Source organism: Lysobacter sp. A286 (assembly GCF_054052105.1).
In genome coordinates this window covers 2,108,323-2,123,307 of sequence record NZ_JBSVRJ010000001.1, presented here as the reverse complement: position 1 = coordinate 2,123,307, position 14,985 = coordinate 2,108,323, and the positions used below count along the sequence as shown (strand labels likewise).

14 protein-coding genes are annotated in these 14,985 nt (G+C 66.3%); 1 reads left to right on the top strand and 13 read right to left on the bottom strand.

What is annotated here, in order from left to right; genetic code table 11:
- Positions 1–71: 71 nt before the first annotated feature.
- From ACW7G0_RS09860 to ACW7G0_RS09840, 5 genes are all read right to left on the bottom strand, one after another.
- Complete coding sequence (locus ACW7G0_RS09860) at positions 72–1,112, bottom strand: protein-glutamate methylesterase/protein-glutamine glutaminase (RefSeq protein ID WP_456989345.1); 1,041 nt, start codon at positions 1,110–1,112, stop codon at positions 72–74.
- Entirely contained in the window at positions 1,112–1,651 is a 540-nt protein-coding gene (cheD, locus tag ACW7G0_RS09855; RefSeq protein ID WP_456989511.1) for a chemoreceptor glutamine deamidase CheD, read from the bottom strand. The genes ACW7G0_RS09860 and cheD overlap by 1 nt, the downstream gene beginning before the upstream one ends.
- A gap of 101 nt (positions 1,652–1,752) precedes the next feature.
- Positions 1,753–2,637, bottom strand: coding sequence for a CheR family methyltransferase (locus ACW7G0_RS09850; protein WP_456989344.1), 885 nt, complete (start codon positions 2,635–2,637; stop codon positions 1,753–1,755).
- Positions 2,630–4,978: a methyl-accepting chemotaxis protein gene (locus ACW7G0_RS09845; RefSeq protein WP_456989343.1), complete on the bottom strand. Its 2,349-nt coding sequence runs from the start codon at positions 4,976–4,978 to the stop codon at positions 2,630–2,632. The genes ACW7G0_RS09850 and ACW7G0_RS09845 overlap by 8 nt, the downstream gene beginning before the upstream one ends.
- 237 nt (positions 4,979–5,215) lie before the next feature.
- Complete coding sequence (locus tag ACW7G0_RS09840) at positions 5,216–7,900, bottom strand: methyl-accepting chemotaxis protein (protein WP_456989342.1); 2,685 nt, start codon at positions 7,898–7,900, stop codon at positions 5,216–5,218.
- Positions 7,901–8,096: 196 nt separating this feature from the next.
- Here ACW7G0_RS09840 and ACW7G0_RS09835 point away from each other — a divergent pair, with 196 nt between their 5' ends.
- Positions 8,097–8,402 carry an energy transducer TonB gene (locus ACW7G0_RS09835; RefSeq protein WP_456989341.1) on the top strand — a complete coding sequence of 102 codons (306 nt, stop codon included), beginning with the start codon at positions 8,097–8,099 and terminating at the stop codon, positions 8,400–8,402.
- 114 nt (positions 8,403–8,516) lie between these two features.
- Here the strand turns inward: ACW7G0_RS09835 and ACW7G0_RS09830 are convergent, their stop codons facing one another.
- The 8 genes from ACW7G0_RS09830 to ACW7G0_RS09795 all read right to left on the bottom strand — a co-directional run bounded on the left by ACW7G0_RS09830 (position 8,517) and on the right by ACW7G0_RS09795 (position 14,968).
- Entirely contained in the window at positions 8,517–9,053 is a 537-nt protein-coding gene (locus ACW7G0_RS09830; RefSeq protein WP_456960784.1) for a chemotaxis protein CheW, read from the bottom strand.
- A 54-nt stretch (positions 9,054–9,107) separates the two neighbouring features.
- Positions 9,108–11,123, bottom strand: coding sequence for a chemotaxis protein CheW (locus ACW7G0_RS09825; RefSeq protein WP_456989340.1), 2,016 nt, complete (start codon positions 11,121–11,123; stop codon positions 9,108–9,110).
- 4 nt (positions 11,124–11,127) lie between these two features.
- Complete coding sequence (locus ACW7G0_RS09820; protein WP_456960786.1) at positions 11,128–11,493, bottom strand: response regulator; 366 nt, start codon at positions 11,491–11,493, stop codon at positions 11,128–11,130.
- Positions 11,490–11,807, bottom strand: a complete 318-nt coding sequence (locus ACW7G0_RS09815) for an STAS domain-containing protein (protein WP_456989339.1) — start codon at positions 11,805–11,807, stop codon at positions 11,490–11,492. The genes ACW7G0_RS09820 and ACW7G0_RS09815 overlap by 4 nt, the downstream gene beginning before the upstream one ends.
- A 73-nt stretch (positions 11,808–11,880) precedes the next feature.
- The gene (locus tag ACW7G0_RS09810; protein WP_456989338.1) at positions 11,881–12,489 is read right to left on the bottom strand and encodes a chemotaxis protein CheW; all 609 of its coding nucleotides are present in this window, start codon (positions 12,487–12,489) and stop codon (positions 11,881–11,883) included.
- The gene (locus tag ACW7G0_RS09805) at positions 12,486–13,256 is read right to left on the bottom strand and encodes a ParA family protein (RefSeq protein ID WP_456989337.1); all 771 of its coding nucleotides are present in this window, start codon (positions 13,254–13,256) and stop codon (positions 12,486–12,488) included. The genes ACW7G0_RS09810 and ACW7G0_RS09805 overlap by 4 nt, the downstream gene beginning before the upstream one ends.
- A gap of 1 nt (position 13,257) precedes the next feature.
- Positions 13,258–14,226 carry a flagellar motor protein MotD gene (gene motD, locus ACW7G0_RS09800; RefSeq protein WP_456989336.1) on the bottom strand — a complete coding sequence of 323 codons (969 nt, stop codon included), beginning with the start codon at positions 14,224–14,226 and terminating at the stop codon, positions 13,258–13,260.
- A 1-nt stretch (position 14,227) separates the two neighbouring features.
- Positions 14,228–14,968: a flagellar motor protein gene (locus ACW7G0_RS09795; protein ID WP_456989335.1), complete on the bottom strand. Its 741-nt coding sequence runs from the start codon at positions 14,966–14,968 to the stop codon at positions 14,228–14,230.
- Positions 14,969–14,985 lie beyond the last annotated feature (17 nt).

The following is a 14,985-nucleotide window of genomic DNA, read 5'->3' as shown; positions in this document are numbered from 1 at the left end:
GCCAAGCTTTAACGAGCAGTGAGCGCATTCCCGCATCGTGCGGGGGATCTCATCAGGCCGGTAAATCGCGGTCAGCGAGCTTCGCCCCGGGCCAGCAGGCGGATCGCGACTTCGTTCAGCGGGGCGACCTGCTTTGCCGCGCCCAGGGCGACGGCGGCGCCCGGCATGCCCCACACGACGCTACTGGGCTGGTCCTGGGCGAGCGTATAGGCGCCGGCATCGCGCAAAGCCAGCAATCCGCGTGCGCCATCGCTGCCCATGCCGGTCAGCAAGGCGGCGCCGGCACCGGAGCCGACATGCCGCGCAACCGATTCAAACAACACATCGACGCTGGGGCGATGCCCGTTCACCTGCTCGTCGTCGCTGGTGCCGCAGTGCCAAGTGGTGCCGCGTCGGTGGACACGCAGGTGCCGCCCGCCCGGGGCGATATAGGCATGGCCGCGCAGCAGCGGCTGGCTCGGCCCGGCATGCAGCACGGTCATCGCGCTGTGCTGGTTGAGGCGCTCCGCAAACGCCGCGCTGAAGGCCGCCGGGATGTGCTGTGCGATTACGACCGGCGGCGTGTCAGCCGGCAAGGCGGACAGCACGTCGAGAATCGCATTGGTGCCCCCGGTGGATGCACCGATGGCGATCACGTGCAGGTTCGGATGTCGGTAGGCGGCGGCCGGAACGGGTTGGGTTGGCACGCTCACGCGATGGCCGGTGCGCGTCTTTGCGGCCTGGCGGACCTTCGCTCGCAGCTCTTCGCCATAAGCCGACAGACCACCCACGACATCGGTTTGCGGCTTGGCGATACAGTCCACCGCGCCGGCGGCAAGCGCATCCAGGGTCACCGCCGCGCCTTTCGCGGTCAGCGTGGACACCATCACCACCGGCATCGGCCGCAGCCGCATCAGGTTGCCCAGGAAGGCCAGCCCGTCCATGCGCGGCATCTCGACGTCCAGGGTGAGCACATCGGGAGACAGGCGCTTGATCTTGGTGCGGGCGATGAACGGGTCGGCGGCCGTGCCGACCACCTCGATGAGGGGGTCGACCGACAGCAGGTCGCTCATCAGCCGGCGCATCAATGCGGAGTCGTCGATCACCAGCACCCGGACACGCTGCCCATCCATCAGAACAATTCGACGCTGCCGGCGACCGGCGCGCGGTTGAGATCGCCGTAGTAGGCGCGCTCGGCGCGGACGATGTCGTCGTCGCGTGTCGACGGCAGGCGACGCACCAGGGTGCGGCCGGTCTGCACGAAGAAACACACCTTGCGCGGCTGGGTATCGCCCAGATCCTGCGCGACCACCGGGATGCGTTCGGCCACCAGGTACTGCAGCACGAAGCGTGCGTTGCGGGTGCCGATGGGGTCGTTGTGGAATCCACTCAGCACGTTGCCGCCGCCAAATACCTTGGCCAGCAGCCGCGACCGGCTGGCGCCGCGTTTGAGCAGGTCGTTGATCACCAACTCCATCGCGTGCGCGCCATAGCGGGCGCTCATGTCGCCATCGGCAAGGTCGTTGCGGGTGTTGCCCGCCGCGCCGGGCAGCATGAAGTGGTTCATGCCGCCGACGCCGATCAGCGGGTCGTACAGGCAGGCCGCCACGCAGGATCCCAGCAGCGTGACCAGTGCCAGCGGCTCGCTGCTGACCCGGTACTCGGCCGGCATCAACCGCACCGCGTGGGTCTGCAGGGCCTTGTCGTAATAGTGGCCGGGCTCGGTGACCAGGCCCGCATCGGCGACGGCGGTATTGCCGGGGTGGCGGCTTCTCATGGCGAGGGTGCCGTTCCGGTGGCCCGGTAGGTGGTGCGTCCGCACGGGGTGACCACGTCCAGTGCGTGGGTGAAGCTCTCGGAGTGGCCGGCGAACAGCACTCCGCCGGGAGCCAGCAACGGCGCGATGCGCGCCAGAACCTGATACTGGGTGGGCTTGTCGAAATAGATCATCACGTTGCGGCAGAACACCGCCGAGAACCCACCGCGCAGCCGGTAGCTTTCATCCAGCAGATTGAGCGGACGGAAGCTCACCAGCGACTGCAGCTCCGGGCGTACCCGGCACAGGCCTGCGTTGGGTCCGCTGCCGGCCTGGAAATAGGCCTGCCGCCGTTGCGGCGACAGCGCGTCGATGCGGTCGATCGGATACCGCCCCAGCGCGGCGGCCTCCAGCACGTTGGTATCGATATCGGTGGCCAGGATGCGCACCGGAGGGGCGAGGGTGGCGAACGCCTCGCAGGCGGCGATGGCGATGGAGTAGGGTTCTTCGCCGGTGGATGCGGCGCAGCACCAGATCGTCAGAGGCGCACGCCGGTCGGTGCGCGCCGCATGGGCGGCCAGCAGGTGCTCGGACAGCATGTCGAAGTGGTGGGATTCGCGAAAGAACGACGTCAGGTTGGTCGTCAACGCGTTGGTGAAGTGCTCCCACTCCTCGCTGCCGTCGCGCTCCAGTGCGTCCAGGTATTCGTCGAAGCGTTGCATGCCGCATGCACGCACGCGTCGGGCCAGGCGGCTGTACACCATGTCGCGCTTGTGCGGACTGAGGTTGATTCCCGCGCGGACGTGGATCAACCGGGCGACGCGGCGGAAGTCGCGCTCGTCAAAGACGAACTCCCGCGTCGTCGCCGGGTCACGGGGTGCGGCCGCAACAGCCTCATGCATGTCGGGGTATCCGTCTGGTAGTTGGACCCGCCACAGCTCGCAGGGCGCCCAATGGGCGCTGCGTCGCGGCCTTCGAGTATTCGGGGCGAGGCACGTTGGCCGTTGCGCCAGTGCTTTCACTGCCAAGACGGAATGCCGCCGCAGTCTGCACCAGATGGCTGGACTGCTGCTCCAGGCTGCGCGCCGCGGCGGCGGCTCCCTCGACCAGTGCGGCATTCTGCTGGGTGCCCTCGTCGACCTGCATGATCATCTGGTTGATCAGGTCGATCCCGGTGGACTGCTCCTGCGATGCCAGGCTGATGTCGGCGACCAGTCCGGCCACCTGTTTCACGCTGCTGACGATGTCCTGCATAGTGCGGCCGGCTTGCTCGACCAGTTGGCTGCCGATGCCGACCTGTTCCACCGAATCGTCGATCAGGGTCTTGATCTCCCTGGCGGCCGTGGCGGAACGCTGCGCGAGCGAGCGCACCTCGGAGGCGACCACGGCAAAACCGCGCCCCTGCTCGCCGGCTCGAGCGGCTTCGACCGCGGCATTGAGCGCCAGGATGTTGGTCTGGAACGCGATGCCGTCGATCACGCCGATGATGTCGACGATCTTGCGCGAGGACTCGCTGATCCCGCTCATGGTGTGGACTACGCGGCCGACGACTTCGCCGCCCTGGCTGGCCACTTCCGCCGCGCTGATGGTCAACTGATTGGCCTGGCGGGCGTTGTCGGCGTTCTGGTGGACGGTGGACGTCAACTCCTCCATCGAAGAGGAGGTCTCCTCCAGCGAGGTGGCCTGTTGTTCGGTGCGTTGGGACAGCTCCCGGTTGCCGACGGCGATCTGCGACGCGGCGGCATCGATGGCCTGGGCACCGGACTGGATCGCACCGACGGTCGCGGCGATCTGGTCGACGGTGCGGTTGGTGCTGCCCTTCATGTCACCGAACACGCCACGCAGGTCGGCATCGATGCGCTGGCTCAGGTCGCCCTGCGCCAACGCATGCAGCACCGATTGCATCGCATCCAGGCTGGTGCTGGTCGAAGCCAGCAACCGGTCGATGCTTTCGGCCAGCAGAAGCAGGAAGTCCTGCTTGTCGTCGGTGCGGATACGGCGGCTGAAGTCCCCATCGGCGGCGGCCTGCAGCACCTCGGTGACTTCCGCTTGCATGGCCAGTTCGACGGTGCGGTCGCGCCATTCACTGACCACGCCGATCTGGGTGCCGATGGCATCGCGTACCGGTGTGACGATGACATCCATCGTGTAGTCGCCAAGCTGGAGTCGGCGGGTCGACGCCTGCTGAAGCTGCAACAGTTGCGTGTGCGACTGGCCGGGATCCTGCAGCAGTGGCGTGATGTCGCTGCCGATCAGGTGCTGCGCATCGAAGTCGGGCAGGGTGCGGCGGATTCCATTGGCAGCATTGCTCATCAATGTCTGGATGGCGCTGTTGGCATACACGATCACCAGTTCCCGGTTGGCAACGAGGATGTTGGTGTTGGCAAAATCCAACGCATTCCGGATACGGGTGTTGGCTTCGTTGCCGCGTTGCTGCTCCTGGACCTCGAAGCCGAGCCGGATCTGCATCGACTTGACGGCCTGCATCACCCGGCCGATCTCGTCATTGCGCGCGATCGGGATCACATCGGTGTAATCGCCCGAACTGATGTGGCGGAAATGCCCGATGGTCTGATCCAGCCGGTCGACGACATCGCGCGACAACCACCACGCACTGTAGATCCCGAACAGGCCGGCCAGCGCAGCGACGGCATACAGAAAGCCGACATTGGTGCCGCCGGTTGCCAGCCAGACCAGTGCCATGGCGAAGGCACCGGCGCCGACGGCGGCCAGCATCAGGCGCTGGCGCAACGACAGCCGCCAAAGCGGATTGAGATCGCGCAGCCAGTCGCGTTTGCCGATCGAGCCGACATGGATGCGCAATCCGTTCGCGCGGCCGTTGCGGAATGCCGCGTAGTCGCGCTCGGCGGTGGCGATGGCGGCACGGCTCGCCTTGCGTCGAACCGACATATAGCCGGTGAGCTGCCCACGTTCGTATACCTGGGTGACATGCGCCTGCACCCAGTAGAAGTCGCCGTTCTTGCAGCGGTTCTTGATCACGCCGACCCATGGGCGACCGGCCTGGAGCGTTTGCCAGAAGTTGGCGAACACCGCCGACGGCATCTCCGGGTGGCGCACGATGTTGTGCGCCTGACCGATCAGCTCGGCCTCGTTGAAACCACTGACCTGAATGAAGTCCCGGTTGACCGACAGGATCCGGCCCTTGCTGTCCGTGTAGGAAACCAGCGTGGCGTCGTTGTCGAGTTCAATTTCGACATCGGTAACGGGAAGGTTGTTGCGCATGGAGCTCTCTCGGGATGCAAGCGTTTGCGTTCAGCGACCAGGCGCCGGAAGGATCCGAGGCGGATCCCATGACCCGGATAACGGCGGGTGGGGGCTTGTCTTGAGTATCCGGGCGCGCGCCGACAGCCCCGGTCGCATGCGGATCGCACTGTCCATAGGAAAAAACAGCCGTGATCCGGGGGATCAACGGCTGTCTTTCGTGTGCGAATTCTGGCGTGCCTGTGATTCCAGGCGTGATCAGAACTCCTGCCAGTGCTGGTCGTTGCCGGCGGCGGCCTTCGGGCTGGCCCGCACCGGGCGGGGATGTCCGGATGCGGCGGGCTGGTTGGTGGGCTTGTTGACCGGAGTATTGGCGGCGGTACCGGTCAGCCTGCTGACGCGGTCGATGGCCCCCGCGTGCGTGCGGGTCTGCGTCTGGCCGGAGTCGGCTTCCAGCCGGAACGCGGCGACCGTCTGCACCAGGTGGCCGGACTGCTGCTCCAGCGAGCGGGCGGCGGCGGTGGCTTCCTCGACCAACGCGGCGTTCTGTTGGGTGCCTTCATCCATATGGGTGATGACGTGGCTGACCTGCTCGATGCCGCTGCTCTGCTCCTGCGAGGCGGCGGAGATGTCGGCAATGATGTCGGTCACCCGCTTCACGCTGGTCACGATCTCGCCCATGGTCTTGCCGGCCTGGCCCACCAGGGCGCTGCCGTTTTCGACCTTGTGCACCGAATCGTCGATCAGGGTCTTGATTTCCTTGGCTGCGGCGGCGGAACGCTGGGCCAGCGAGCGCACCTCGGAGGCGACCACCGCAAAGCCGCGGCCCTGCTCGCCGGCGCGCGCGGCTTCCACCGCGGCGTTGAGCGCGAGGATGTTGGTCTGGAACGCGATGCCGTCGATGACGCTGATGATCTCGACGATCTTGCGCGAGGACTCGTTGATGCCGGTCATGGTCTCCACGACCCGGCCGACGACTTCGCCACCGACTTCGGCGACTTCGGCCGCGCCGATCGCGAGCTGGTTGGCCTGGCGGGCGTTGTCCGCGTTCTGGCGCACGGTGGAGGTGAGTTCCTCCATCGAGGAGGCGGTTTCCTCCAGCGAGGCGGCCTGCTGCTCGGTACGGCGCGACAGATCGTCGTTGCCGGCGGCGATTTCGCTGGCGGCGGCGCTGATCGCGTCGCTGCCCTGGCGGATCTGGCCGACGATTTCAGACAGATGTCGCACGGTGTCGTTGGCGTCACTCGCCAAGCGACCAAACTGGCCCGGCATGTTGGTGTCCGCGTGCTGGGTGAGGTCACCCTGGGCCATCGAGGTCAGCAGGTCACCGACCTCGTTGAGGCCGCGGTCGGCGCTGGCCATCAGCTCGTTGAGGCCCAGGATCATGTCGCGGTAAACGAACTCGAACTGCTCGGCGTCGCCACGCTGGCTGAAGTCGCCGGCGACGGCCGCGTCCACCAGCTTCTTGATCTCGGCGGTGACCGACTGGGTGTTGAGCTTGACTGCATCCACCGCCGCGGTGACTTCGGCCTTGGTGCCGGGGTAGCGCTCGATGTCACCCGACAGGTCGCCGTGTGCGTAGGCACCGACCATCTCGATGGTCTTGCGGGTCAGGTCGATGTGCGAGGCGACCAGTGTGTTGATCTCTTCGGCCATCTCGCCGAATGCGCCCGGGAACGCCGCCGCGTCCAGTCGCTCGTCGATGTTGCCGGCCTGGTGGGCCTCATAGACGTCGCGCTGCGCGCCGGCGAACGTGCGCAGGCTGGTGACCGCGCGCTCCAGGCTGCGGGCGATGTCGCGCAGCTCGTCCTGGCTGTCGACGCGGACACTCTGCGGGAATTCGCCGGCGGCGATGGATTCGGTGGCCTGCTGGATCTTGAGCAATGAGTCACGCGTGCTGCGGCTGAACCCCAGGAACAGGTAGCCCGCGATCAGCAGCATCAGCACCACCACCATCCAGGTGAGGTTGGCCGAGGTCGTCATGCGTGAGATCTGGGCGGCGGCGGCGGCATCCAGCGAGTTGATCGATCCGATCATCGCGGCGGCCATCGCCAACTGGGTGGCATGCTCGCGTGCGGCCAGGGTTTCCACTGGCAGCACGGGGGTGTCGGCATCCAGGATGTGGGTGGCGATGGCATCGTTCTGCTTGCCCATCGCCTCCAGCGCGGCCTCGATGGGTTTGCCGGCGGTGGCGACCAGCGATGGCATACGCTGCTCGGCATTGGACAGCTCCAGCTCGATCCGGCTGCGCAGGAAGTCCTGCATGGTGCGCGACACGGCCAGGCCGGTGCGGTCGTCTACCCAGATCGCCCCTTCGCCCAGTACCCGCAATCCGACCACGCCCTGTTGCGAGGTGTATTCGGCCAATGTCGGCAGCCACTCGCTGGCGGCACGGCCCATGTACAGCACGGTGGGTTCCTGGGAATGCGACAAGCCGGTGCGTTCCGCCACCAGGCCCATCAATGAGCGCACCTGCTGGATCGTGGATTCGGTCGCGTCGGCTCCGGCGTCGCCGTTGCTGACGCTGGTCCATCCTTCTTGTGCCTGCTTGAAGGCAGTGCGCACCTCCGCATCCTTCAAGGACTGGCCCGCCCAACGTGCGGCGGCCTGCAGTTCGGTGGCCGCAGTCGAAGCGGCGCCAGCAATCTGCTGCGCGGGCACGTCCTGCTTGGCCGAGACCCGGGTGCTCATCTGTCGATGGGATTGCATGGCCAGCATCGAGCTCTGCAGGTGCGACAGCCCTTCAACCGCCGTGCGTTGCTGCTTCACCGCCTTGATGTCGGCGTTGGTGCGTACCACCAGGATGCCGGCCAGCAGGCCGCAGGTCAGCATGAATGCGGCACCGATGACCAATGCCTTGTGGCCGAAGCGCAAGCGCGCCATGAGCTGCATGGCTGGGGCCAGGGCGCGATCCAGCAAGGAGGGGGTGTGGCGATTGGACATCGGAGACCTCGGGGAGTGAATCGTTTTGATCGACCCCCGGGACAACGGCTGGCTGAACGAAAACTTTAGCGATCACTGGCAAATCCGCGTGGAGCTAAAGAAACCTCCGTGCTGGCCGATGTGTGGAAGTACAGCGGGAGCATGTGTTCCCGTCCCCACACGATCCAATACGTTCCCACACTCAGGAGTCTCCCCCATGCCCCGTTACCAGGTCCTTGTCACTGCCGCGCTGGCACTGGCGTTCGCCCTCCCGGCCCAAGCCGCTCTCAGCCCGATCAAGCGTGTGGAGCCGACCTATCCCGCCGAGGCGGCTCGCAACCGTACTGAAGGGTTTGTCGAAGTGGAGTTCACCGTGGGTGCCGACGGCAGCGTGGAGAGCGTCTCGGTCGTCAACGCGCGTCCGTCGCGCACGTTCGAGTCGGCCGCGGTGAGCGCGGTGAAGCAGTGGACGTTCGAACCGGGTGGTGGTCGTGGCAAGGTGCGCCTGGACTTCACCCTCTGAAGGCCATCGCCTTATGCCCGTGCGCTTCGGCGCCCGCACAAAAAACGCGCCGAATCCGGCGCGTTTTTATTTTGTGGGATCCTGCAGTGAAACCGGCAGCTGACCGAAGATTGGCTACTGCAGTGCTGCAGCCTCGGCCACCAGGCCCATCTCGGTGCTGGTCATCAGGCGCTCGATATCCAGCAGGATCAGCATGCGCTCGTCGAGCGTGCCGATGCCGGTCAGGAACTGGCGGTCGATGGTCACGCCCAATTCGGGAACCGGGCGGATCTGGTCGCCGCCCAGGCGGATGACGTCCGAGACACTGTCCACCACGATACCGACGATGCGATCGGAGACATTGAGCACGATCATCACCGTCACCGCGGTGTAGTCGGCATTGGCGAGGCGGAACTTCAGGCGCATGTCGATCACCGGCACGATCGTGCCGCGCAGGTTGACCACGCCCTTGATGTAGTCGGGCGCGTCGGGCAGGCGGGTCACGGCGTCGTAGCCGCGGATCTCCTGCACCTTGAGGATGTCCACCCCGTACTCTTCCTCGCCCAGGGCGAAGGTGAGGAACTCGCTGTTGTCGGTGTCGGCATCCAGCCCCGGTTGGGTGTACGTGGCGCGCGGGGCAAGCAGGGTGCGGTTGGGCGTGGAGTCGGTCATGGGGTGTGTCCTTGGTGCAATCCGCGGCGGCGGCAATGAATGGGGCGGGTAGGGTCAGGCGGCGACGGGCAACGGAGTGCCGGTCCCGATGCCGGCGGCGTCGATGATCAGCGCGACGCGACCGTCGCCGAGGATGGTCGCGCCGGAGATGCCCGGGATCCGGCGGTAGTTGGCTTCCAGGTTCTTCACCACCACCTGCTGCTGGCCGAGCAGTTCGTCCACTTCCAGTGCCAGGCGGCGGCCCCCGCTTTCCACGACCACCGCGATCGGTGAGGCGGCCGCATCGGCCGGTGGCAGCCGGTATTGCTGGCGCAGGTTGACCAGCGGTAGGTAGTCGTCGCGCACATGCAGCACACGGGTGTCGCCGGCGATCGTGCGCACCTCGTGCGGTTGCGGCTGCAACGACTCGACCACCATGTTGAGCGGCAGGATGAACACCTCGTCGCCGACCGCGACCGACATGCCGTCCAGGATCGCGAGCGTCAGTGGCAGCCGGATCGACACGGTGGTGCCGACGAGCTTTTCGCTGCGGATCTCAACCTGGCCGCCCAGTGCCAGGATGTTGCTCTTGACCACGTCCATGCCGACGCCGCGCCCGGACAGGTCCGACAACGCATCGGCGGTGGAGAATCCGGGGTGGAACACCAGGTCCCAGACCTGTGCATCGGTCGGGTTTTCCGGCAGCGGCAGGTTGCGTTCGGCCGCCTTGCGCACGATGCGGTCGCGGTCCATGCCGCGGCCGTCGTCGCTGACCTCGATTAGGATGTGGCCACCCTGGTGGGCAGCGTTCATGGTTATGGTGCCGGTCTCGTCCTTGTTCGCGGCGCGGCGCTCGTCGGCGGACTCCAGACCGTGATCGATCGCGTTGCGCATCAGGTGCACCAGCGGGTCGACGATCTTCTCGATCATGCCCTTGTCCAGCTCGGTGGCCTCGCCGAAGGTGCGCAGGCGGACCTTCTTGTCGAGCCGGGAGGCCAGGTCGCGGACCATGCGAGGGAAGCGGCTGAAGGCAAATTCCACCGGCAGCATGCGCACGCTCATCACCGCTTCCTGCAGGTCGCGGGTGTTGCGGTCGAGCTGGCCGAGCCCGGTCAGCAGGGTTTCGTTGGCCACCGGGTCCAGGTTTTCGGAACGCTGGTGCAGCATCGCCTGGGTGATGACCAGTTCGCCGACCAGGTTGATCAACGCATCGACCTTCGCCACGGCGACGCGAATGGAGGTGTCGGCGTCCGCATTGGCGGCGCGGGCGGTACCCGGCGTGCGGGAGGCGGCAGTGGATTCGTCGTCGGACGGCACGGCGGCAAGGGCGGGTGCCGGCATCCGCAGCGACGACGTCGCGGCGACGGCCTCGATCGACAGCTCGCACTGGTCTTCGACCCACGCGAACGCTTCGTCGATGGCGGCGCGCGGCACGTTGCCCGGCAGCATCAGGTCCCAGGCCAGGTGCGCCTCGAACGGGTCGAGTACGTCGAACGCCGGCAGGCGGTCATCCAGGCAGGTCGCGGTCAACTCGCCGTGGCTGCCCAGCTCGCGCAGGATCCGCAGCGGGTCGTTGCCGGTCATGAACAACGAGGTTTCCGGGCGGAATCCGATGCGCCAGTGTTCGGGGTCGCCCATGTCGCCGGCCTTTCCCACCGCGGCAATGGCCGGCGCAGCGCCCGCCTCGCTTGCCAGCAGTCGGTCCAGTCCGGAGCGCGCGCGACTCATGGCCTGCTGGTCGACCTGTCCGCCGTGTTCGGCCACCGCGAGCAATCCTCGCAGTACATCCACCGCGTCCAGCAATGCATCGATGGCGACGTGGTCGAGATAGCGGTGGCCAGAGCGGGTGTCATCCAGCAACGTTTCCAGCAGGTGGGTCAGGTCGGTGACGTCACCGAAGCCGAACGTGGCCGCACCCCCTTTGATCGAGTGCGCGGCGCGGAAGATGACGTTGATGGTGTCACCGTCGGCGACGCCGGGCTCCAGATCCGGTTCCATCTGGGTTTCCAGGCGCAACAAACCCGCTTCCATGGCTTGCAGCCCTTCACGGCTTTCCTCAAAGAACGCGGCGTGGAATTGGGTGATGTCCATGGTGTCAGGCGAGAACCTTGCGAACCGTGGCGAGCAACTGCTCGGGATCGAACGGTTTGACCAGCCAGCCGGTGGCGCCGGCGGCGCGGCCTTCCTGCTTCTTGTCGCCACCCGACTCGGTGGTCAGCATCAACAGCGGGGTGAACTTGTAGCCGGGCAACTGGCGCAGCTGGCGGATCAATTCGATCCCATCCATGCGCGGCATGTTGACGTCGGTCACCACGGCGTCGAAGTGGGTGGTCCTGGCGATATCCAGTGCAGCCTGTCCGTCTTCCGCCTCGTGCACGGTGTAGCCGCCCGACGACAGGGCAAAGGCGACCATCTGCCGCATGGAAGTGGAATCATCGACGATCAGCAGCTTGGCGCTCATGCGGGATCTCCATTGTTTTCAAGGTCGCCAGCCGTTCCAACCGGTGCGCCGAGCCCCAGCACGCCGGTAAGCGCGAGCACGTTCGCCGCGTCCATCAGGGCAGGCGAGGCCAGGGTGATGGTGGTGCCGTGACCGGCGTTCGCGCGGTCGCGGATGAAGGCATGCAACAGCTGCAGGCCGGCGGTATGCACCCGCTCTACCCGGTCGCCAGTCAATGCCAGCATGCCGGCACGGTTGAGGAGCGGCGCGAGCGTCGCCCGTAACGCTTCGACGTGCTCGATACCCAAGTCGGGTTGTAACGATATTTCATTCATGGAATGGGCGGCCGTTGCAGTAAATGGCTGCAGTCAATGGCGTTAACGGCGCAGTGCGCGGGAACTTGAAGATTCATTCAAACAATGCGTTGGCATCCAGCAGAACCGTTGGGGCGCGGCCGACCCGGGCGACACCGAGTACCCCGCCAGGGTCGTTGCCCGGTAGCGGCGGCTCGATATGCTCGCGCGCCAGCGTCACCACGTCCTCCACCGCCGAGACCAGCACGCCGATCAGCTCGTCGTCGCGCTCGACCACGATGATGCGGACGTTCTCGTCGGTGGTGACTTCGCCGGTACCCAGCCAGCGGGCGAGATCGAAGACCGGCACGATGCGTCCACGCAGGTTCATGACGCCCAACATCGCGCGGGAGGTGCCGCGCATGGCCGTGATGGTGGCCATGCGCACCACTTCCTGCACCCGCAGCAGTTCAAACGCGTAGTGGTCGCTGCCCAGGGTCGCGCGCAGCCAGCGATGCCCGGCCGTGGTCGCCCGCAATGGCGGCGCTACCGTGTCCGGTTGATGAGCCGGTGCTGGCGCCGGGCGGGCCGGAAGTCGTGCCGACTCCACTTCTGGCGCGGGGGCAAGTTGGAGGACGGGCACTGGTGCAGGCACGAGCCTGGTGGCCGCCTGGAGCGGTGCCAGCAGCTCGTCCAGGTAGCTGTCCACCATCTGTGAGCTCATGCGGCCTCCTGTTGCTGCGGTATTGCATCCAGCAACCAGTTCAGTGCCGAGCGGTACGCTTGCGCACCGCGGCCGCTGGGTGGCGTGGCCGCCGTCAACGCCATGGCATCGCGCAGACGGGTATCCATTGGCACCGCCTTCGGCCAGACCAGCGCCTCGTAGCTGTCATGCAGTTGTTCCAGGATGCGTACCCCGGCGCGGGTACGCCGGTCATACAAAGTGGGCAGGATGTGCCGTGGCAACGGGCGTCGACGCGACCGCTGGACCATGTCCGCGGTGCGCAGCATGTCGGTCAGTCCGTGAAGCGCCAGCGGGTCGGTCTGCGTGGGCACCACCAACCGGTCGGCGGCGGCCAGTGCGTTGACCATCAGCAGCCCAAGCGTCGGTGGGCAGTCGAGCAGGACATGGTCATAGCCACCACGCGTGGCATGCAGCGCGCGCGCCAATGACAGGCCCAGGCCGGGCTGGGTGGCTCCACGGCGTTCCAGGGTCGCCAGTGCAGGCTGTGCCGCCACCAGCTGCAAGCCGTCGATCGGGGTACTACGGGCAAGGGTGGACAGCTCCACGCTCCGGCTGGAGAAAATGTCGTGGGTTCCCGGCGGCGTCGGGTCCGATGGCACCCCGAAAGCACGTGTCAGTGACGCATGCGGGTCCAGGTCGATCAGCAGTACCCGGTTGCCCTTTTCGGCAAGTCCACGTGCCAGGCACAGCGACGTGGTGGTCTTGCCCACCCCGCCTTTTTGATTGGCAATGGCCCAGGTCTGCATGTCAGCCGGCTCCGGAGTTCGGGTTGGGGCGCGCGACCGTCGCCATCGTGGAATCAGGTGTTGCGCCGGCGGCTACTGCCGGCGGCAAGGGGGCTGTGATGGCATCCGGCCCCTGCGGCGAGGCCAGGATGACCAGCAGCACGCGACGGTTGGCGTTACGGCCCTCGCCCGTGGTGTTGTCGGCTATTGGCTGGTATTGGCCGTAGCCAACCATGGCCAGTCGTGTCGCCTCCACCCCGGCATCGATCATCTCGTGCACCACGCTGCCGGCGCGCGCGGCCGACAATTCCCAGTTGGAAGGGAAGCGCGCGGTGGCGATCGGCACGTCGTCGGTGTATCCCTCCACCCGCACCGCGTTGGGTTCATCGCGCAAGACGTGGGCCAGCTTGCGGATGGTTTCCACCGCCAGCGGACTGGGTGTGGCGATGCCACTGGCGAACAGGATGTCACTCTGGATCTCCACCTCCAGGAACATCGGCCCGCGCCGCACGGTGACCAACTTTTCGCGCACCAGTTCCGACAGGGCGTCCTGGATACGCTGGCCGAGCAAGTGCAGGTCAGTCTGACGCCGGTTTTCGACCTCGATCGTTGCCGCTGCGGCGGCCGCGGCCTGCCGGCTGCGCGACTGCTGGCCGAAGGTTGGCATGTCCAGCACTTGCAGCATCCGCGGCGAGTTGATCGGGGTCGCGGCGGCCGGGCCGGCCTTGGAGGCAGCGGTCTGGATCGACGGACGGTCGAAGGAGGAGCCGCGCAACTGGGTCTCGCCAAGCTGGATCGGGCTGATGGTTCGCGGTGCGCCGCCGAAGGCGGAGGACAAGGAGTCCGCCAGTACCCGGTACTTGCCTTCATTAAGCGAGGAGATCGCGTACATCACCACGAAAAATGCCAACAGCAGCGTCAACAAGTCGGCGTACGGGATTGCCCATGCCTCGTGGTTCTGATGTTCCTCATGCTGGTGTCGGCGTGCCATCTCAGTGTACGAAGCCGTTCAGCCGGATCTCGATGTTGCGCGGATTCTCGCCCTGAGCGATGGCGATCAGGCCTTCGATGATCATCTCGCGTTCTTCGGTCTGCTGGTTGATCAGGCCCTTGAGCTTGCTGGCGGCCGGCAGCAACGCCAGGTTGGCGGTGCCGATGCCATAGATGGTGGCAGTGAACGCGGCCGCGATGCCGGCCCCCAGCTTGCTGGGATCGGCCAGGTTCTTCATCACCGCGATCAGGCCCATTACCGCACCGATGATTCCCAGGGTGGGTGCGTAGACGCCCATGCCCTCGAACACCTTTGCCGCCGCCAGGTCACGGCTGGACTGTCCGTACAGCTCGATCTCCAGCATCTGCCGGATCGTCTCGGGCTCCAGTCCGTCAACGACCATTTGCAGGCCCTTGCGGACGAACAGGTCCTCTTGCGCGGCGATCTCGGGTTCAAGCCCGAGCAGGCCCTGGCGGCGCGCGACCGTGCTCCATTCGACGATCCGGCTGATCATTGCGGGGCGGTCATGTGCTGGCGGCAGGAACACCCAGCGCACGATCTTCATCGCGCGCATGAAGGTGTCCATCGGTGTCTGCAACAGGATCGCGGCCAGGGTGCCGACGATCACCACCACGAATGCTGCCGGCGACCACAGTCCCGACAGGCCCGCGCCCTTGAGCAGGCTGCCGCCGACGAGGGCGAACAACGCAAGTACGGTGCCGATGACGCTGAGTCTGTCCATACTGTCCGTTAACGGTG

Bases quoted from the DNA above. Each gene is read 5' to 3' on its own strand.
- ACW7G0_RS09860 (WP_456989345.1), bottom strand. From the start codon at position 1,112: ATGGATGGGCAGCGTGTCCGGGTGCTGGTGATCGACGACTCCGCATTG.
- cheD (WP_456989511.1), bottom strand. From the start codon at position 1,651: ATGCCGGCCGAGTACCGGGTCAGCAGCGAGCCGCTGGCACTGGTCACG.
- ACW7G0_RS09850 (WP_456989344.1), bottom strand. From the start codon at position 2,637: ATGCATGAGGCTGTTGCGGCCGCACCCCGTGACCCGGCGACGACGCGG.
- ACW7G0_RS09845 (WP_456989343.1), bottom strand. From the start codon at position 4,978: ATGCGCAACAACCTTCCCGTTACCGATGTCGAAATTGAACTCGACAAC.
- ACW7G0_RS09840 (WP_456989342.1), bottom strand. From the start codon at position 7,900: ATGTCCAATCGCCACACCCCCTCCTTGCTGGATCGCGCCCTGGCCCCA.
- ACW7G0_RS09835 (WP_456989341.1), top strand. From the start codon at position 8,097: ATGCCCCGTTACCAGGTCCTTGTCACTGCCGCGCTGGCACTGGCGTTC.
- ACW7G0_RS09830 (WP_456960784.1), bottom strand. From the start codon at position 9,053: ATGACCGACTCCACGCCCAACCGCACCCTGCTTGCCCCGCGCGCCACG.
- ACW7G0_RS09825 (WP_456989340.1), bottom strand. From the start codon at position 11,123: ATGGACATCACCCAATTCCACGCCGCGTTCTTTGAGGAAAGCCGTGAA.
- ACW7G0_RS09820 (WP_456960786.1), bottom strand. From the start codon at position 11,493: ATGAGCGCCAAGCTGCTGATCGTCGATGATTCCACTTCCATGCGGCAG.
- ACW7G0_RS09815 (WP_456989339.1), bottom strand. From the start codon at position 11,807: ATGAATGAAATATCGTTACAACCCGACTTGGGTATCGAGCACGTCGAA.
- ACW7G0_RS09810 (WP_456989338.1), bottom strand. From the start codon at position 12,489: ATGAGCTCACAGATGGTGGACAGCTACCTGGACGAGCTGCTGGCACCG.
- ACW7G0_RS09805 (WP_456989337.1), bottom strand. From the start codon at position 13,256: ATGCAGACCTGGGCCATTGCCAATCAAAAAGGCGGGGTGGGCAAGACC.
- motD (WP_456989336.1), bottom strand. From the start codon at position 14,226: ATGGCACGCCGACACCAGCATGAGGAACATCAGAACCACGAGGCATGG.
- ACW7G0_RS09795 (WP_456989335.1), bottom strand. From the start codon at position 14,968: ATGGACAGACTCAGCGTCATCGGCACCGTACTTGCGTTGTTCGCCCTC.